The organism is Kribbella sp. C-35 (assembly GCF_046549195.1).
Classification (GTDB): Bacteria; Actinomycetota; Actinomycetes; order Propionibacteriales; family Kribbellaceae; genus Kribbella.
Genome location: NZ_JAJPWG010000004.1, coordinates 518,713 through 536,366, shown reverse-complemented (window position 1 = coordinate 536,366; position 17,654 = coordinate 518,713). Strand labels below are relative to the sequence as shown.

Here is a 17,654-nt window from a genome sequence, read left to right as displayed (position 1 = left end):
CGCGTCCGGTTGTCAACCGGTGATCCTCTTCAGTTCGGCCTCGGTGACCGACTTGACGGTCTTGATCTCGGCGGCTGGGTCGGCGCCGCCGCGGATGATCTTGTTCAGCGCGTCGGAGTACGCCGAGCTGGCCTTCGGTGACCAGAGCATCGGGTTCTGCGGGTGGCCGTTCTCGTTCAGCAGCTTGACAGCGTCCGCGGCCGGGCCGGACTTCAGTTTCTCCGCTTTCGCCGACAGGGTCTTGCGGGCCGGGACGTGGAAGCCGTACGACTGCGCGAAGTCGAGCTGGTCGTCGGTCTGATCCACCCACAGCCACTTGACGAACTTCTTCGCGGCGTCGAGGTTCTTCGACTTCGCGTTCACGCACGCGCCGTACGCCCCGACCGGGACACTCGGCGCGCCCGTGGTCGCGTTCAGCTTCGGCCAGGGGAGTACGCCGTAATCGCCGGGGAGCGCCTTCTCGATCACAGGGAGCGTCCACAGGCCGGTGAACTGCATCGCGGTCAGGCCCTGCGTGAACGCGGCCGGGTCGGACCAGTCGGTCGGTGCCCCGAGCAACAACACCTTCGAGGTCCAGAACTCCCGCAGTTTGCGTAGCGACTCGAACGCGGCCGGGTCGTCGAAGCCGAACTGGTTGTCCTTGGTCAGGTAGTCGACGCCGGCCGACCAGAGCGCCGGTCCGCCGAGCACGCCGACGCCGCCGTCGTTGCCGACGAACAGGCCCTTGGTCTTGTTGTTGGTGAGCTTCTTCGCGGCGGCCAGCAGCTCGTCGACGGTCTGCGGCGGCTGTACGCCGGCCGCGCTCAGCAGGCTCTTGCGGTACACGAGCAGCTGCATGTCGATCACCTGCGGGATCGCGTACAGCTTGCCCTGGTACGACATCCGCTCGAGCAGCGCCGCGTTGAAGTCGCTCTTCGCGTCACCCAGCAGATCGGTCAGCTCGACGACCTGATTGCCCTTGATCATGTCGATCGTCGGCCCGTTCGGGTACTCGAACACGTCCGGGCCCTGGTCGGTGAGCAGCGCCGTCGCGGCCTTCTTCTCGTAGTCGCCCGGCGACCACTGGATCGTTACGGTCGCATCCGGGTACGCCTTCGCGTACTTCTCCACCGCCTGCTGCGTGCCCGCCTCGCCGTACTGGTGGTACCACTGCTGGAGCGCCGGCTTCGACCCGTCCGATCCGCCGGACGACGGCCGCCCGGAGTTCGACCCGCATCCCGCCACGGCCATCGCGGCCAGTCCAGTCCCGAGCCCGAGTACCTGCCGCCGACTGATCGTCATCGCCTGCACCTCTCCGTCCAGCGCGGTCCCACAGCCCGCGCACCACCCCAGACCCTACGATGTAGGCTGGTCCGCATGTTCTCCCCACGTGACTAGAGACGGCTCCCACGCCTTGCGTGGTCTCGAGCCCATTCCGTCTCTCTAGGAGCGTTCTCGTGTCCGGCACAACTCGTGCCGGGAGCTACCGTGACGTCCTGCTGTTGCCGTCGGCGCTGCGCACGTTCGTGCCTGCGCTGCTCGGCCGGCTGTCGTACGGCCTGCTCCCGTTGTCTCTGCTCTTCACCGTCCAGCAATCCACCCATTCCTTCGCGACGGCAGGCGCCGCGGTCGCGGTGTTCGGCTTCGCGTCGTTGTCGATGCCGTACAAAGCGCGGCTCGTCGACCGCTACAGCCAGCGCCGCGTCCTCCCGCCCCTCGCACTCGGCGCATCCGCCGGCCTGGTTGCCATCGCAGCATTCGGTACGGCGGAAAGCGCCGTACTGCTCCTCGTCGGCATGACCGGGCTGCTCGCGCCGCCCCTGGGGCCGTCGATGCGGTCGAACTGGCGACTGCTCACAGAAGGCTCCACGCTGAAGGAACGCGCGTACGCCCTCGACGCGGTCTCCGAGGAGTGCCTCTTCCTCGGCGGGCCGCTGATCGCAGGCACCCTGATCAGTCTCGTGTCCGCGCCGGCCGCGCTCGGCTGCTCGGCCGCGTTGATGGTCGTCGGCACCTTCGCGATGGTGACCAGCCCGGTGACGACGTCGACGTCAGCGTCGGCACCGGCTCGGCATCCGTTGGGGCCGTTGGTGATCCCCGGCCTACGACGGATCCTGGTCGTCATCATGGTCACCGCGTCCGGGATCAGCGCGGCGTACGTCTGCGTGGCGGGCGTCGCGCAGCATGCGGGACGCCCCGGAGCGGCCGGGTACGTCGAGGCGGCGATCGCGGCGGGCAGTGTGGTCGGCGGGACGCTCTGGGCGCGCCGGCGTCATACCCGCTCCTGGTCGACCCACCTCGGCGGGCTGATCGCCGTACTCGCCGCCGGACTGCTCGCGGCGTCATTCGTGACCGACCTGATCGTGCTCGGAGGCGTGCTGGGCATCGCCGGTGCAGCCGTCGCGCCGCTGTTTGTGGTCTCGTACCTGGCCGCCGACGACGTCACGCCGCCGTACCAACGGACCGAGGCGAGCACCTGGATCAACACCGCCAACAACCTCGGTTCGGCCGCCGGATCAGCGACCGCCGGGCTGGCGCTCGAACATGCCGCGCCGTCCTGGGGCTTCCTGGGCGGCGGCGTACTGCTCGTCCTGGTCGCGCTGACCGTCCAAGCGTCAGGCGTCCGACAGGCGCGCGATCGTGGCTGAGGCGCGTCGGACGATCGGGACCGGACCGGCCGGGAGGACGTCGCCGATGAAGGCGTAGTGCTCGAGTACGGCGGGGTCGACGTCGCCGGGGCGGTGCCGGCTGTGGTCGCGGACCCAGTCGATGATGTCGCCCCAGCCGGGCGCCGCGAGGGAGCCGCCGAAGTGCTGGACCGAGAGGCCGGCGCAGAGGTTGCTGAAGGCCAGGCGGTGGGCGAGCGGCCAGCCGCGGAGGGTGCCCAGCACGAGCGAGGCGAGGAACACGTCGCCGGCGCCGGTCGGGTCGTACGAACGCACCGGCAGCGCCGGCACCTGCTCCTCCTCGCCGGTCTCCGAGTCGATCGCCAGTACGCCGTCGGCACCGTTCGTCACCACCGCGAGCGGCACCCGGTCGGCCAGCTTGTGCAGCGCGGCCTTCGGGGTGTCGGTGCGGGTGTAGGCCATCGCCTCACCCGCGTTCGGCGTGAACGCGTGGAACCCTTCCAGTACGTCGAGCACCGCCGGCGACCACTCGTCGGTCGGATCCCAGCCGACGTCACCGAACAACAGCGCACCGGACTGCCGCGCCTCGACCGTCCAGCCCGGCAGCTCCTCCGCCACCGGAACGATCGCGGACCGCGTGTTCAGGCCGGGCCCCACCAGCTTGCTCGGATCGCCCGGCGCCTCGTGCGCGTGCGTCACCATCGCGCGGTCCCGGTCGATCGACATCGACACCGTGACGGGCGAGTGCCAGTGGCCGATCCGCCGCGAGTGCGACAGGTCCACGCCCTCCTGGTCCGCGAGGGTCCGCCAGCAGAAGTCGGCGTACGCATCGTCACCGAACACCGAGGCGAGCCCGGTCTTCAGCCCGAGCCGCGCGGCCGCGATCGCGAAGTTCGCGACACCGCCCGGGCACGACCCCATACCCTCGGCGAAGATCTCCGTACCGGTGGTCGGGGCGGACGCCAGACCGGTCATGACGATGTCGAGGAACACCGTCCCCTGTACGAACACGTCGTAGCGGTCCTGCTCGTCCGTCACGGTGACACGACTCCTTGTCATCCTGGTTTGTCGGTGCTGGATGGGATGCTCCTTCGTAGCATCATCGACCGGTCAAGACCACGGAATTGGGAGGACGAGCATGAGTGCTGGGGTGTGTCCGTGATCCCTACCTGGATCTCGATCGTGGGGGTCGTGATGACGGTCATGAGTCCGGTGCTCGCGCTCGGCGGCGTGTTCCTGGGGTCGTACCTGACGCGGAAGTCCGATCGCGAGCTCGATGTCTGGCGGCACCGCGAGGAGACCATGCGGATGGTCCGGTGGGCCGTGGAGCAGATTCTCGAAGGTGAGGACGCCGGGACGGATGCCGGTGTGGTGACGCTGCGTTCACTGATGAGATCCGAGCTGTTACAACCTGAGGACTACGATCTGGTCGCCGCGCTGACGGCCGCCGTAGCGATCGACCGCGTCGGCGCGTCCGCGTACGCTGATATCGCGGACACCGACATCGAGGTCGTCGAGGGAGACAGTGACCATGGCTGAGAAGAAGACCGTGAAGGTCTCCCGCCAGGCTGTCGAGCTGGCCCGGTTGCACGTCGAAGCCGCCCGCCGCGCCGGCCGCAAGCCCGACGCCGGCGTCGCCCGGATCGCCGACGCCCGCCCGGACAACGGCAACGGCACGCCTTCGCCGGCCCCGGCCTGACATACGCCTGTTTGAAACGCACCGGGTATCGGACGCGGGTGTACGGACCGGCACGTCTGGTCGGCGGCACGCCGTGGAGCGCCTAGACTGATCGCCGGCCGCTCCGGTGGCGTACGGTGCACTTCGTGGTTACCGTCGCGTCGCTCCCTGTTCCCGACCACGGCCGGATGAACCCGTGATCCGCTTCGAGAATGTGTCCAAGACGTACGAGGGCCAGTCCAAGGCCGCTCTGCTGAACGTCAACGTCGAGATCGAGAAAGGCGAGTTCGTCTTCCTGGTCGGTACCTCCGGGTCCGGCAAGTCGACGTTCCTTCGTCTGGTTCTGCGTGAGCACCGGACGACCCGGGGTCACATCATGGTCGCCGGCAAGGACCTGAACCGGCTGGCCAGCTGGCGGATCCCGCAGATGCGGCGCCAGATCGGCACCGTGTTCCAGGACTTCCGGCTGCTGCCGAACAAGACCGTCGCCGAGAACGTGGCGTTCGCGCTGCAGGTGATCGGCAAGCCCCGCGCGCATATCCGCAAGACGGTGCCCGAGGTCCTCGAGCTGGTCGGTCTGGACGGCAAGGAGGACCGGATGCCGGACGAGCTGTCCGGCGGTGAGCAGCAGCGCGTCGCGATCGCCCGCGCGTTCGTGAACCGGCCGATGATCCTGATTGCCGACGAGCCCACCGGAAACCTCGACCCCGGTACGTCGGTCGGCATCATGAAGCTGCTGGACCGGATCAACCGGACCGGGACGACCGTGGTGATGGCCACCCACGACGTCTCGATCGTCGACCAGATGCGCAAGCGCGTGATCGAGCTGGAGAACGGCCATGTCGTCCGCGACGAGTCGCGCGGCGTCTACGGCTACCAGCACTGACCAGGGGACTGACTGACTGATGCGCTTGAACTACATCCTCTCCGACCTCGGGATCGGCCTGAAGCGGAACCTCTCGATGACGATCGCGGTCGTCGTCACCATCTGGGTCTCGCTGTCGCTGTTCGGCAGTGCGCTGCTCGCCCGCGAGCAGGTCGACCTGATGAAGGGGAACTGGTACGACAAGATCCAGATCTCGGTGTTCCTGTGCACCAAGGACTCCGGCGGCCGCGGCTGCTCCGGCGCCGAGGTGACCCAGGAGCAGAAGAACCGGATCCAGCAGGTCATCCAAACGAACCCGGACACCGCGCCCGACGGCGTGTTCTCGGAGTCGAAGAAGGAAGCGTTCGAGTCGTTCAAGAAGCTGTACAAGGACTCCCCGATCGTCAGCACGGTCACCGAGGACCAGATGCAGGAGTCCTTCCGGGTCAAGCTGCGAGATCCACAGCGATATCAGAACCTGGTCAGCGCCGTCGCCGGCCTTCCCGGCGTCGACACCGTCCAGGACCTCCGCCAGTACCTCGATCCGCTCTTCAAGGCCCTCAACGGCTTGCAAGTCGGCGCGCTGATCTCGGCCGGCTTGCTGCTGGTCGCGGCCCTGATGCAGATCTCCAACACGATCCGGCTGGCGGCGTACGCCCGGAGACGGGAGATCGGCATCATGCGCCTGGTGGGCGCCTCGAACTTCTATATCCAGCTGCCGTTCCTGCTGGAAGCGGTGCTGGCGGCGCTGATCGGCGCGGTCCTTGCCTGCGGCACCTTGTGGGTCGGCGTGTACTTCGTGGTCATGCAGCGGGCCCAGGAGACGTTCCGCGTCTGGCAGTGGGTCGGCGCGACCGAAACCTTCCGCGCCACGCTGATCATGGTCGTCGTCGGCCTGATCCTGGCCGTGATCCCGACATTCCTGACAACGCGGAAATACCTCAAAGTCTGACCCGGGTGACCTATCGTGCAGTAACAGGAGTAACAACAGTCACTCCTGTACCGCACAATTGCATCCAGAGCAAGGGGTCGACCTGTGGTCCCGCACTTCCCCGGTGCGAACCCGCGTGAGCGGGGGAGCATCAAGCGAGACGACAGCACCGGCACCGCCACCACGCCGTACCCGCGATCACGCACGCGACCGCCGGGCCGGCAGACGGTGGTTGCCGCTTGCTGCCTTGTCCTGTCCCTGTCCGCCGGAGTCCTGGCGGCGGTTCCGTCTGCCCCCTCGGCAGAGGCGAAACCGCCGGATCCAGTCGCCAAGAAGAAGCAACTCGACGCGCAGCTCGGTCAGCAGAAGGCCGATCTCGACGACGCGTCCGACCAGCTCGGCAAGTCCGTTGCCGCGTACAACCAAGCCGTCGTGAAATACCAGGCCGTCCAGGTCCGGTACGCCGCCGCGCAGGGGCAACTCGCCGCTGCGAAGGCCGCCGATGCGGTTGCCGCGGGCAAGCTCGCCGCGGCCGAGGCGGCGTTGCGTACGGCGGTGTCCGACGTCGAGGCCGGCGAGAAGCTGATCGCGGAGAAGCGGTCCGTCGCGGGTCGCGCCGTACGGTCGGCGTACCAGCAGCAGAACGGCCTGGTGGGCCTGTCGATCGCGCTGCGGGGTGCCGCGCCGGCCGATATCGCGACCGGGATGCAGGTCCAGCGGAACGTCTTCGGTATCCAGAGCAACGCGATCACCAACCTGAACAACGCGCAGGCGCAGCTGGCCAGCAAGCGGGTCAAGGTCGCGGCCGCGGAGAAGGAGTCCGAGGCCGCGCGCGCCGAGGCCGCCGCAACGGTCAAGCGGGTCACCGAGCTGACCAAGCAGGTCGCGGCCGACCGGGCCGAGGCCGCGGCGATCGCGAAGGTCAAGCTGACCGCGTTCAAGGCCGCCGAGAAGGAGAAGAACACCGAGCTGGCGCAGTACAACTCGCTGCTGCGGGAGCGGAACCGGGTCGAACAGCTCCTGATCGCGCGGGCGAAGGCGGAGAAGGCGGCCGCCGCGCGCCGGAAAGCGGCTGCTGAGAAGGCCGAGCGGGAGAAAGCGCGCAAGGAGAACCGCAAGCCGCGCGAGATCCCGGACGATCCGCCGTCCTCCGGCGACGGCCGGCTGAGCTACCCGGTCAGCAGTTACATCACGTCGCCGTACGGAATGCGTTTTCACCCAGTCCTGCACTACTGGAAGCTGCACGACGGAACGGATTTCCGCGCCCCTTGCGGTACGCCGATCCGCGCCGCGGCGAGCGGTGTCGTGTCGGACAAGTACTACAACGGCGGCTACGGAAACCGGCTGTTCGTTTCACACGGTGTGATCGGCGGGTCGTCGATCACAACGGTCTACAACCACTTGTCGCGATACAGGGCGAGCGTCGGTGAACGCGTCCAGAAGGGCGAGATCATCGGGTACGCCGGTACGACGGGCTACTCCACCGGCTGCCACCTGCACTTCATGGTCTACCAGGACGGCCGCGTGGTTAATCCCATGAAGTGGTTGTAGACGGTCTGAGATACTGGTCGGATGGTGAAACAGTCCGGCCGGGAGAAGCCGATCGCGCAGAACCGTAAGGCGCGACACGACTACCACATCGAGGACGTGGTGGAGGCCGGGCTGGTGCTGACGGGGACCGAGGTCAAGTCCCTCCGGCAGGGCCGGGCCTCCCTCGTCGACGCGTTCGCCGCCGTCCGCGGGAACGAGCTCTGGCTGCAGGGCATGCACATCCCGGAGTACAAGCACGGCACGTGGACGAACCACGAGCCCCGCCGTACGCGGAAGTTGCTGCTGCACAAGGACGAAGTACAGAAACTGATCCGCGAGGTCGAGCAGCAAGGGGTATCGCTGATCCCGCTGTCGCTGTATTTCAAGGACGGCTACGCGAAGGTCGAGCTGGCCATCGGACGCGGTAAGAAGGACTACGACAAGCGCCACGCCCTCGCCGAACGCCAGGCGAACCGCGAGGCCCAACGCGCCCTGTCGGACCGCAGGCGGCAGTAACCCCCGCGCAGACCTTGGCGTCCGCTATCTTGCGGCCGTGCTCCCTCTCGCGTTGCCTGGCTGGCTCGACGCCGTGGTTGGACTTCTCACGGGGTTCGGCCTGTTCATCGGCTTCGCCGCTCTGGTCGGCTGGCTGATCGCACGGATCGGCGGTCCGTGGGTGGACCGGGCGCAGGCCAAGCTCACCAGGGAGCAGGCAGGCGCCGAGCGGTACGGCTGGCACCCGGGGACGGACGCCGACGGCCAACTGCACGTGGCCGGCTGCCGGATCTTCGCACCGGACGGGCACCTGCGCCGGATCCTGGTCGGCGAATACCAGGGCCGCCCGATCCGCATGGCCGAGTTCGTCCACACGACCAGGGGCCGCTACCTGCCGACCACCTGGGTCAACCATCTCGTCGCGATCGAGCTGTCCGTGCGGCTACCGGACCTGGCCGTCGGTCCCGACCTGGTCATCGGTCCCGGACCCGTTGTCGGCGACGGAGCGGCCGTCGAGCCGGGTATGGAGCGGGTCGAGGTCGAGAGCGAGGCCTTCAACCAGCGGTTCCGGGCAGCCGGGGTGGATGCCCGCTACGTTTCGGCCGTGCTGCATCCGCGGATGATGGAGTGGCTGCTCGACCAGCCGCCGGTGAACTTCCGGCTGTCCGGCAACCTGCTCGTCGCGTACGCGGCCAAGCCCTGGACCGTGCCGCAGACGCTGACGGTCCTGCCGGTCCTGAGCGGTGTCGTCGACCTGATCCCGCCGTTCGTTCTGTCCGACTACGGCCGACAAGTGAGTTGATCCGGTCCTTCCGGGTCCGGTCAGGGGTGCCTCCGGGGCGAACCCGATGGGGTGAGCGGCCGGCGGCGCGCACAGTGGAAACATGTCCACATCAGAGCTGCTGGTGACGCCGGCCCAACGGGACCGGGCCGTCGAGATCCTGAAAGAAATGTACGCCGACGGTCGGCTGGACCACATGGAGTTCGACCTCCGGCTCGAGAAGGCCCTGAAGGCCCGCACCCGGGCCGAGCTGAACAGCTCGTTCGACGGGCTGGTCTCCCGGCCGGTCCCGACGTTCGCCCCGGCCGCCTTCACCCGGCCGGCGCCGGTGCAGACCTACCGCGGCGACGGACGCGGGATGGGCACGATCGCGCACTGGCTCGGGTACCCGACGTCGTTCGTCGGCCCGGCCCTGGTCGTCGCGACCGCCGGCCAGAAGAACCCCGCCGTACGCCGGCACGCGGTCGAGGCGCTGAACTTCCAGCTGACCGCGTTCGGGGCGTTCGCGCTGCTGGGGATCGCGACCGGCATCACCGACGGGTTCCTGGGGTTCCTGTTCCCGATCCTCGGCATCCTCTGGTTTCTGCTGACCGGCGTCGGCGGCCTGGCCACAGCGGCCGGCAACAAGTTCCGCTACCCGTTCACCCTGCGGCTGATCAAGTAGGTCCTCGGGGAATGTCAGGTGCGGGCAGCCTGTTGGACTTGGTAGTGTGGATCTTCCACCGCTGTACGGGTGGGAGTTTGACAACTCAACAGGGGGTGAACGGTTTCGACTTTGGACGTACGTTGCAAGAGAAGCGGGCCGAGGATCCAGGGTTATCTCGTAAACGATCTCTGGAAACCAATAAGTGCCAATACACAGCGCACTAGCTACGCTCTCGCCGCCTGACGGCTGAGCACTTAAAGTAGCGGTCAGCCCGGGGATGCTCTCGCCCCGGCCCCTGGCCTCATTTAGAGAGCTTGCTTTGCTGGCCCGGTCACGGGGTCAGCACGGGACATTTACAGTGACTGAGCCTGTCAGCGAGATGTCTGTACAAACGCTGGGGCCGAGAAAAGCGCTATTCAGACTGCGCCCGGAGAAGTCTTGAAGCGACGCCGAAGGACGCGGGTTCGATTCCCGCCACCTCCACCCCTTGCGAACGCCCAGGTCAGAGCACATCTGACCTGGGCGTTCTGCTGTCCACGACCACTTAACGACCACTTTATGCCGCCACCTTCGGCTTGAGTGCGCTGGCTGCGGCGGCCGATGCCACACCCCGGCCCATATAGACATCCTGGGTCATCGACGGCTTCGCGTGCCCGAGGTGGTCGGCGATCTCGCGGGCCGTCAGGCCGGCCTCGTCCAGCCTGGTCGCGACGGTCTTCCGCCAGACGTGTGACGTGACCCAGGCGAGCGCCGCATCGATCCGGACCAGGGCCGCCTTCATGTCCCGGTTCGCGTTCGACGGGTTCCGCGCCTCGCCCAGCTGGGGCGGGAAGAGCAGACCGAGCGGATTCCGCGGCCACGTCAGGGTCAGGCGCCGGCGGCACAGCGCGACGATGTGCGGCGGGACGGCGATGATCCGCCAACCGGCGGCCGTCTTCGGCCGTAGCTGGATCACGGACCCCTTGCCCTTGAGGCGTACAACGGTCGCGTTGACCTCGATCACGCCCGCCTCGAGGTCGATCACGTCGGCGCGTACAGCGAGTGCCTCGCCGACTCGCATGCCGGTCCCGTCCAGGAACTCCATCAGATCGGCTACATCATCCTTGCCAGCGCGGGCCTGCTCGTCGCTCCTCACCTCGGTCAGGATCTTGGTCTCGTCGTCGACTGTGAGCGCCTTCGGCTGTTTGTGGCCGCGGGGGATCTTCCCGGTCTCGCGCACCGGGTTGGCGTCGATCGCTCCGTGCCGTACAGCCAGTGCCATCAGGAGGCTGAGCACGGTCCTGTATGTCTTGGCCTTGCTCGGTCCGCTGTTCGTCCGGACCGAACTCAGGAACGCGTCGCAGCGGGGGACACGCGCCTCACGGATCGTGAGCTCACCCATCTCCGGGAGCACCTGCTAGTCCAGGTCTCGCTCGTAGAGCTCCTTGCTGCCGTCCGCGAGGTCTGACGCCTTGATCTCCTTGCGCCAGAGCTCGGCCAGCACACGGATCTTCGTGTCTGCGGTGATGTCGCCATCGTTGGGGCCGATCCGGTCCCGCAGCGCCTCTTTCAGCCGGCGCCCAGCCTCTGCCTTGGTCGCGCCGTACCGGGTCACCGGACGGGCGCGGCCGTCGTAGTCGCGGACCCGCGCTCGTGCCCTGATCCTCTTGGGAGCCATGGTCGTGTAGTCGATGTCGCCGAAGGTGCCGACCGGCAGCGGCGGTCTAGCCACGCTCTGCCACCTTCCGCATGGCGTCGAAGTCCTCCCGCGTCCGCGGTGGTTTCGCGTCGTTCAGATTCTGTGCTTCTTCGAGCGCATGTCCGGGCGTCATCTGCTTGACATCGTTGATCGTCTCCTCGGTAACGAGTGTGAGCAGAAAGCCCCTGTGCTCGGCCGCCGAGACGGATCGTGTTCAGTGCGGTTCGTCCGGCCAGCGGCAACGCCGCCGCGTGCTCGATGTCGACCTCGTCGGGCAGTTCGGCCAGTCGAGAGGTCGGCACCGCGGCGAGTTCGGCCCAGCCGCTGTCCTCTGCCAGAGCTACGACTCTTGCGCCGGCGCCGGGTCCAGTTCCATCGGCGGCTGGTTCGACCACTACGCCGGCGATGTCTTGGCCTGGTCGCCAGCCCTCGGTTCGGGCGGCCAGGAGTGCCAGCTCACCGCGGTTGACGGAGAACGCCCGTACGGCGACCAATGCCTGGCTCGCGGTCGGGAGGGGGTCCGTGGTGGTCCTCATGACAAGACCTTCTCCATCAAGTCCGGTCGCATCCCGTCGGAGGAGAACAGCAGCGCATGCTGAGCGGCACCGATTCCGGTCGGACCGGTGCTCGCGCCGGCCACCGAGGCCCCGAGGACCGGCGCCGCGCCGAGGACACCCCCCCAAGCAAGGACGGTCAACAACGAAGTGGCACGGGTCGGACGCATAGCTCCCCCAAATCCTTCGGCTCGCAGTCGCGAGTTCCTGGATCCCCGAGCATTTGCAGCGTAAGCCGGAGATTGTGAACTTGAGAAGGCGCGAGAGTTGGCGAGGCAAGGAACACCGCAGCCGTTCCGGGCTGGAGCCGTCGCAGCTGCTTCCGTCGGCCACACAGAGGTACCGTGGTGATGGAGGATCGCGATGCACGCCAACGGGCGGATGGAGCCGCTCCAACCGCATGACGAGGTCGATCTGGTCGGCCGCTACCTCGACCAGGTGGCCAGGACAATGCTGCTGACCGCCGCCGACGAGGTGGAGTTGGCGAAGCGGATCGAGGCCGGCCTGTACGCCGGTCAGCTGCTCACCCGGGCGAACAGTAAGCTGGATCCGGACCGTGTCAGTGTCCTGGAGGCGATCTCGTACGACGGTCGACTGGCCAAGGACCAGATGATCCGCGCGAACCTGCGGCTGGTCGTTGCCGTGGCCAAGCGCTTCTCGTGGAGCGAACTGGCTTTCCTTGATCTGGTCCAAGAGGGCAACCTCGGCCTGATCCGCGCGGTGGAGAAGTTCGACTACACCCGGGGCAACAAATTCTCCACCTACGCGATGTGGTGGATCCGGCAGGCGATCCATCGCGGCATCGCCGACACGGAACGGACTGTGCGGCTGCCTGTTCACGTCGTCGACGAGCTGAACAGGGTACGGCGGGCCGAAGGCCGGCTGGAGGTGAGCCTCGGCCGGAGTCCCACCGCGGGCGAGATCGCTGCCGATGCGGGGCTCACCCCAGGCAGGGTGACGGAGCTCAGGCAGCACGTCCGGGCCACGATGAGCCTGGAGACGCCGGTGGGAGCCGATGCGGACACCCAGATCGGCGATCTCATCGTCGATCCGCTGAGCGGCGAGCAGGCGACCGAGCTGATCGAGTCACAGGCACTCCGCCAGGAACTGCGCGACGTTGTCGACACGCTTTCCGCGCCCGCGGCACTGATCCTGACGCTGCGCTACGGCCTGCACGACGGTCGACCGCGGACCACGGCCGAGGTCGCCGATCGGCTCGGCCTCACCAGGGAACGGGTCCGGCAACTCGAGAAGCAATCATTGGCCGACCTGCGCGACCCAGAGCGTCACCGTCGGCTACTCCCCTGGGCCGGCTGAAGAGCGAACAAGCCGCCGGCTGGGTCATGCGTCGGCGTCATCCGGCGTCAGCGCACGCGCACCCGGTGAGATGGTCGTCCCCGGCTTGCCGTCGCGCTGCCGCTAATTGGCCCTGATGATGTCGGGGTCTGGGATCGACCACTCACCCTCTCGCTTGGCGTGGTGCAGGCCACGGAAGTGACCGGCGCGGACCTCGCATTCCTGACCGGCATCTTCGCGCTCATCGGCGAGCAGCTCCACGCGGCACCTGAGGTCGACATCCCCATGCTCACCGTCGCGCTGGAGGGACTCCGCAGCCTCGAGGGCGCCGGTCCCACCGCCGACACCCGGCTCACCTGACCCTGCGACTCAGAAGGTTGCCAGCGGCAATGATCAGCGGGTGAGGTCGCGGTGGGTGAACTCGGCGACAGCCCACAGCAGGGCGACCAGCGGGATCGTTGCGAGAACCAGTAGGTCACTTCCGGGCAGAGTGCCGGCGACCAGGTCGATGGGCCGGAAGTAGTGGAACGGAGAAGCGAACCGCAGGCCACTGATGCCGTCGATGAGCAGTGCAATGAAGTTCATGAAGAACCAGGCGACCACGATGCCGACGGTGACGCCGATCGCGCGTCCGCGCAGGCTCGACCGGGCCGATACGAGGACGCCGACCATGGCGACGCCCACGAACAGCAGCCACGAACCGGCGAAGGCGCGGAGCACAGAGCCGATCGACAGGTCCCGGACCCCGCTGATCGTCTGCCTGGCGACGAGTACGCCGGCCAGGCCTCCCGCCTCCGCGGCGGAGACAGCCACGATCGAGGCGAGCGCCTTGGCCAGCAGGAATGGCACGCGGCCGACAGGCCGAACGAGCACGAGGTCGATGGTCCCCCGCTCGACCTCCGTAGCCACCGACCCGGCGGCGACCAGCAACGCCGCAGAAGTCAGCAACGACAGAATGACAGGATGGGTCATCCCGGCACTCAGCCATCCGTCGGCGTGGAAGAAGTCGGCTGATCCACCGAGGAACGCGGTCATGGCCTTGGGCGGCGACTGGAAGAAGGGCAGGTTCGGCGCCTCGCTCGTGAACGATGATGAGGCGAGGAGGACCAGGTAGAAGAAGGCGCCGACGCCGAGGGACAGCACACCGAGCGTACGGCGTACTTGCCGCAAGGTATGGCGGAGCACGACCGAGCTCATGACGCCCGACCCTGACCGGAGTCGCCGTAGATCTCAAAGAACGTCTCGGCGAGGTGCTCCGGCTCGCAGACGAACTCCTGCACCGCGAGCGCGCCGAGCCGTCGCATCAGCGGCTCCATGTCCCCACGGAACTCGAATCGATGGAGCAGGCCGTCGCTCTGCAGTTCCGAGACACCGTCGAGGTCCAGCCCGCCGGCGGCGAGCGGATGCTTGAGCACAAGGGTGCAGTGGCGCACGCGTTCACCGGTGAGGTCCGCGGTCGCGCCGGTCCGCACGATCCGACCTGCCTTGAGCACGGCGACCCGCTCGGTCGTTTCCTCCACCTCAGAGAGGATGTGCGATGAGAGGAATACGGTTCCACCCGCCTGGCGGTGCTCGGCGAGCAGCCCGACGAACCGCTCCTTCATGACCGGATCGAGACCCTCCGTCGGCTCGTCGAGCACCAGCACGTGTGGTTCGTGCTGGAACGCCTGGATGATGCCGATCTTCTGCTTCATACCCCGCGAGTACATCCGGATCTGGCGCCTCAGGTCGGCCTGCGACAGCTCCAGCCGGTCGCACAGCTCCCGCCGCCGGACGAGTGGGCGCCGCTGCAACGCACCGAGGTAGTCGAGGCACTCGTCCCCGGTCATCTGCGGCCACAACCCGAACTCACCCGGCAGGTGCCCGACATCGGCGAGCACTGCGTTGAGATCGGACGCCACATCCTGCCCGAGGATGCGGATCTGGCCGGCCGACGGCCGGACGAAGCCGAGCATGCACCTGATCGTGGTCGTCTTGCCGGCTCCGTTGGGACCGACGTAGCCGAAGGCCTCGCCGTCTGCCACCGACAGCGACGCTTCGTCCACGGCCAACTTGCCGCCGTACCGCTTGACGAGCCCTTCGACCTCGATCGCAGTACCCACTCCGTCATTGTGCGCCTCGAGCAAGGCCGACGAGGTGCGTGGCCGGGCCGACATCCGCGACGGCGTGCCGCCCAGTGAAGTCGGGGGTTCATCCCTGTTGACGCCGACTGCTCCCGGAGTCAAGATTGAATTGGCCTGCGAGGCGGGCGAGGGAGCCGAAAGGCTGAGAGGCCTGACGATCTTAGGACCATTGGGCGACCCCAAGTACCTGATCCGGACAATGCCGGCGAAGGGAAACCGTCTCGCAGGTCTTTTCTGTCGATGCCTTCGCTCAAAGACCCGACCAGCCGACCAAGGGGTTGGGTGATCGCGACGTACGACGTCGTTCTCGCCGCCAAGCGGCGTAGCGTTTGAATTGCCGTCACTGTTCATCTGTTGCTGTCCACCCTCCGCCCCAGGGCCCAGTCTGCGGCGGGGAGCAGGTCGGTCAAGGCACGAACGGGTGGCGCCGTGGCTACAGATGGTCGAAGTGACGAGCCTCTTGTGGATGTGCTGGGCTCAGTGCATTCGTTGCTGCTCAACGGTCCCGGACTGGAGGACTTGCTCGTCAAGCTGGCGGGCATGGCGGCCAAGGTGGTGCAGCCGCAGGCCTCGTGCGGCATGACCGCTCGGTACGACGGGCAGCCTCACACGATCGTGACCAGTGATTCACGGGCCGCGTTGATCGACGAGCAGCAGTACAGCCTCGGTGAAGGGCCCTGCCTGGACGCCTTGGAGAACGGCGAGGTGGTCGACGTCGCGGACCAGGCGAGCGAGTACCGGTGGCGCCGCTACCGCGATTCTGCACTCGAACTCGGGGTAACCGCGTCGCTCAGCTTCCCGCTGGTCGTCGACGACCAGATCATCGGCGCCTTGAATCTCTACGGGTATGACCAGCCGAACTCGTTCAGCGAGGCGGATCGGGAACGGGCCGCCGCCGTCGCCGACCAGGCCGCTACCACCTTGGCGTTCGCGGCACGAGCGGTGCAACATTTACATCTGAGCGAGCAACTGGAGCGGGCATTGGCCTCGCGATCGGTGATCGACCAGGCGCTCGGCCTGCTGATGGGCCAGCAGAAATGCGATGCCAGGACGGCCTTCGAACTGCTGCGGCGCCATTCGCAGAACACCAACCGCAAGCTGCGGGACGTCGCCGCCGACCTCATCACCAAACTGACCGGACAAGCGCCGGTCGACAGCCGCACATTCGCTCCGGACGACGATTCCAACGGTTCATTCGGCGACTGACCCGCACTCGAGGCACGCCCCGGAGAGAAACGCCAGGACTGACCCGGGCCGCCCTCCTGGCCGCACACAAACGGAGCGTCTGAGACTCTCGCCCCTGCCCGGTCACGAGTTCCCAGGTGCTTCCTCCTCCGCGAACACGCCACCGCGAGTGGTCAGCTCGCCGACGATCTGCACATGGCCGGCTTGTGCCTCCACCAGGCTTGCCCAGATCCATCGACGCGGCCGGCTGCTCCCTGCGCAGTGGACCAGCGTCTCGAAGATCGGCGGTCTCAAACCCACCCAGATCGTCATGATCTGAATGCGGTGACGACCCCCGCCCACGCGGTCGGACTCGATCACCACGTATTCACGCCTGGCAGACAAGGCGAGCCAAGTACTGCGATTGATCGGGTGCCCGTGCCTGTCGACGTACGTGAGTCTCGTTCGCGGCGCCAGCACCACTGTGCCCGTCAGCCCGCCCCGCCGATCAGCTCCTCGTTGCCTCTACGCCGATCACCGCAGTAATGAATCGTCCACGCCACTGTTCTCACCCCTGAGCGTTCGCATGTGCTGGCTCGGCGGCGGGATCTGCACGGTGTGGCGAGTCGGGACCACGACTGATCAGGCCGAGCGCGGCACAGCGCAGTACCACAGATGACCTGGAGGCGGTGGGATCCTCGATCTCCGTCGACAACCGGCGGCACCCTTGGCCGCCCGGCTGTTCTCCCAACCAGGCGCCACGATAGACAAGACCACGCCAGCTGACAACCCCATCAATCGCCCACCGAGCCTCTATTGACCCTGGAGGTGGCAGTTCTGGCTTGATCGGCTCGGGCCGCACACCCTCCTCTCTCTGCACGAAGACAACGTCCGACCAGTCAAAGTTGCCCACGGCAAGAACCCGCCCATCCGCGGGTGCGACACCTGAGCACAGCTGCGTGCGCACGGCTCGCGTTCGAGTCCGGGCAGCTTCGCATCGATCCGCCCGAGCTGGCGTGACATCCGCAGTACGTCGGGAGGCGCACTGGCCTGGCCAGATCCGACAACTGTTATCCATGTGTCCATAACCGCAGTCTGCCCCCGGTGAGACCGGCTTGAAGGCACCAGGCGCCGTCACCCGGCCGGCGAAGCCGCGACCAGAGGGCCGGACCAGCTCGCGGGCATCCGGTTCGGCGGCGACACTCCCACCGACGGAACACTGAACGATGCCTACGGCAACCTCATCACCTGCAACGCCGACGGCGGCATCAAGTTCCAGGCGACCCCACGAGGACCCGTCTGCGGCA

At 67.3% G+C, this 17,654-nt stretch carries 20 protein-coding genes, 1 other RNA gene and 1 riboswitch; of the genes, 14 read left to right on the top strand and 7 right to left on the bottom strand.

Going from position 1 to position 17,654, the window contains the following annotated elements; genetic code table 11:
• Window positions 1-12 precede the first annotated feature (12 nt).
• Entirely contained in the window at window positions 13-1,281 is a 1,269-nt protein-coding gene (locus ACLJOO_RS28400; RefSeq protein ID WP_410790458.1) for an ABC transporter substrate-binding protein, read from the bottom strand.
• 155 nt (window positions 1,282-1,436) lie between these two features.
• On the opposite strand from ACLJOO_RS28400, the gene ACLJOO_RS28395 reads away from it, so the two are divergent.
• Complete coding sequence (locus ACLJOO_RS28395) at window positions 1,437-2,627, top strand: MFS transporter (protein ID WP_410790457.1); 1,191 nt, start codon at window positions 1,437-1,439, stop codon at window positions 2,625-2,627.
• Here the strand turns inward: ACLJOO_RS28395 and ACLJOO_RS28390 are convergent.
• Window positions 2,595-3,644: a carbohydrate kinase family protein gene (locus ACLJOO_RS28390; protein ID WP_410790456.1), complete on the bottom strand. Its 1,050-nt coding sequence runs from the start codon at window positions 3,642-3,644 to the stop codon at window positions 2,595-2,597. The genes ACLJOO_RS28395 and ACLJOO_RS28390 overlap by 33 nt on opposite strands.
• A gap of 120 nt (window positions 3,645-3,764) precedes the next feature.
• On the opposite strand from ACLJOO_RS28390, the gene ACLJOO_RS28385 reads away from it, so the two are divergent.
• The 9 genes from ACLJOO_RS28385 to ssrA all read left to right on the top strand — a co-directional run bounded on the left by ACLJOO_RS28385 (window position 3,765) and on the right by ssrA (window position 10,018).
• Window positions 3,765-4,145 (top strand): hypothetical protein, encoded by a 381-nt coding sequence (locus ACLJOO_RS28385; RefSeq protein ID WP_410790455.1) that lies wholly within the window; start codon window positions 3,765-3,767, stop codon window positions 4,143-4,145.
• Window positions 4,138-4,305 (top strand): hypothetical protein, encoded by a 168-nt coding sequence (locus tag ACLJOO_RS28380; RefSeq protein WP_165547081.1) that lies wholly within the window; start codon window positions 4,138-4,140, stop codon window positions 4,303-4,305. The genes ACLJOO_RS28385 and ACLJOO_RS28380 overlap by 8 nt, the downstream gene beginning before the upstream one ends.
• A 175-nt stretch (window positions 4,306-4,480) precedes the next feature.
• On the top strand, window positions 4,481-5,170 hold the full coding sequence (gene ftsE, locus ACLJOO_RS28375; protein ID WP_130382152.1) for a cell division ATP-binding protein FtsE: 690 nt from the start codon (window positions 4,481-4,483) through the stop codon (window positions 5,168-5,170).
• 19 nt (window positions 5,171-5,189) lie between these two features.
• On the top strand, window positions 5,190-6,101 hold the full coding sequence (gene ftsX / locus ACLJOO_RS28370) for a permease-like cell division protein FtsX (protein WP_410790454.1): 912 nt from the start codon (window positions 5,190-5,192) through the stop codon (window positions 6,099-6,101).
• Between the two features lie 84 nt (window positions 6,102-6,185).
• Complete coding sequence (locus ACLJOO_RS28365; protein ID WP_410790453.1) at window positions 6,186-7,631, top strand: M23 family metallopeptidase; 1,446 nt, start codon at window positions 6,186-6,188, stop codon at window positions 7,629-7,631.
• 21 nt (window positions 7,632-7,652) lie between these two features.
• Window positions 7,653-8,126 carry an SsrA-binding protein SmpB gene (gene smpB, locus ACLJOO_RS28360; RefSeq protein ID WP_410790452.1) on the top strand — a complete coding sequence of 158 codons (474 nt, stop codon included), beginning with the start codon at window positions 7,653-7,655 and terminating at the stop codon, window positions 8,124-8,126.
• Between the two features lie 37 nt (window positions 8,127-8,163).
• A complete protein-coding gene (locus ACLJOO_RS28355; RefSeq protein WP_410790451.1) occupies window positions 8,164-8,907 on the top strand; it encodes a hypothetical protein in 744 nt (247 codons plus the stop codon).
• Window positions 8,908-8,989: 82 nt separating this feature from the next.
• The gene (locus tag ACLJOO_RS28350; RefSeq protein WP_410790450.1) at window positions 8,990-9,550 is read left to right on the top strand and encodes a DUF1707 and DUF4870 domain-containing protein; all 561 of its coding nucleotides are present in this window, start codon (window positions 8,990-8,992) and stop codon (window positions 9,548-9,550) included.
• Window positions 9,551-9,641: 91 nt separating this feature from the next.
• Window positions 9,642-10,018, top strand: a transfer-messenger RNA (tmRNA) gene (gene ssrA, locus ACLJOO_RS28345).
• A 70-nt stretch (window positions 10,019-10,088) separates the two neighbouring features.
• On the opposite strand, the gene xerC is transcribed toward ssrA, so the two are convergent.
• Together xerC and ACLJOO_RS28335 are read right to left on the bottom strand one after the other, a co-directional pair.
• A complete protein-coding gene (gene xerC, locus ACLJOO_RS28340; RefSeq protein WP_410790449.1) occupies window positions 10,089-10,913 on the bottom strand; it encodes a tyrosine recombinase XerC in 825 nt (274 codons plus the stop codon).
• Between the two features lie 15 nt (window positions 10,914-10,928).
• Complete coding sequence (locus tag ACLJOO_RS28335) at window positions 10,929-11,243, bottom strand: hypothetical protein (protein ID WP_410790448.1); 315 nt, start codon at window positions 11,241-11,243, stop codon at window positions 10,929-10,931.
• A 137-nt stretch (window positions 11,244-11,380) separates the two neighbouring features.
• On the opposite strand from ACLJOO_RS28335, the gene ACLJOO_RS28330 reads away from it, so the two are divergent.
• The 3 genes from ACLJOO_RS28330 (at window position 11,381) to ACLJOO_RS28320 (ending at window position 13,420) form a co-directional block, all read left to right on the top strand.
• Complete coding sequence (locus ACLJOO_RS28330) at window positions 11,381-11,809, top strand: hypothetical protein (protein WP_410790447.1); 429 nt, start codon at window positions 11,381-11,383, stop codon at window positions 11,807-11,809.
• Window positions 11,810-12,127: 318 nt separating this feature from the next.
• Complete coding sequence (locus tag ACLJOO_RS28325; protein WP_410790446.1) at window positions 12,128-13,081, top strand: RNA polymerase sigma factor RpoD/SigA; 954 nt, start codon at window positions 12,128-12,130, stop codon at window positions 13,079-13,081.
• A gap of 162 nt (window positions 13,082-13,243) precedes the next feature.
• Complete coding sequence (locus ACLJOO_RS28320) at window positions 13,244-13,420, top strand: hypothetical protein (RefSeq protein ID WP_410790445.1); 177 nt, start codon at window positions 13,244-13,246, stop codon at window positions 13,418-13,420.
• A gap of 33 nt (window positions 13,421-13,453) precedes the next feature.
• Here ACLJOO_RS28320 and ACLJOO_RS28315 read toward each other — a convergent pair whose 3' ends face one another.
• Together ACLJOO_RS28315 and ACLJOO_RS28310 are read right to left on the bottom strand one after the other, a co-directional pair.
• On the bottom strand, window positions 13,454-14,257 hold the full coding sequence (locus ACLJOO_RS28315) for an ABC transporter permease (protein WP_410790444.1): 804 nt from the start codon (window positions 14,255-14,257) through the stop codon (window positions 13,454-13,456).
• The gene (locus ACLJOO_RS28310; protein WP_410790443.1) at window positions 14,254-15,162 is read right to left on the bottom strand and encodes an ABC transporter ATP-binding protein; all 909 of its coding nucleotides are present in this window, start codon (window positions 15,160-15,162) and stop codon (window positions 14,254-14,256) included. Before ACLJOO_RS28310 ends, ACLJOO_RS28315 begins: the two co-directional genes overlap by 4 nt.
• Before the next feature lie 138 nt (window positions 15,163-15,300).
• Window positions 15,301-15,414, top strand: a riboswitch (TPP riboswitch).
• A gap of 231 nt (window positions 15,415-15,645) precedes the next feature.
• Here ACLJOO_RS28310 and ACLJOO_RS28305 point away from each other — a divergent pair.
• On the top strand, window positions 15,646-16,389 hold the full coding sequence (locus ACLJOO_RS28305; protein WP_410790442.1) for a GAF and ANTAR domain-containing protein: 744 nt from the start codon (window positions 15,646-15,648) through the stop codon (window positions 16,387-16,389).
• A gap of 102 nt (window positions 16,390-16,491) precedes the next feature.
• Here ACLJOO_RS28305 and ACLJOO_RS28300 read toward each other — a convergent pair whose 3' ends face one another.
• A complete protein-coding gene (locus ACLJOO_RS28300; RefSeq protein WP_410790441.1) occupies window positions 16,492-16,680 on the bottom strand; it encodes a hypothetical protein in 189 nt (62 codons plus the stop codon).
• Window positions 16,681-17,654: the final 974 nt, after the last annotated feature.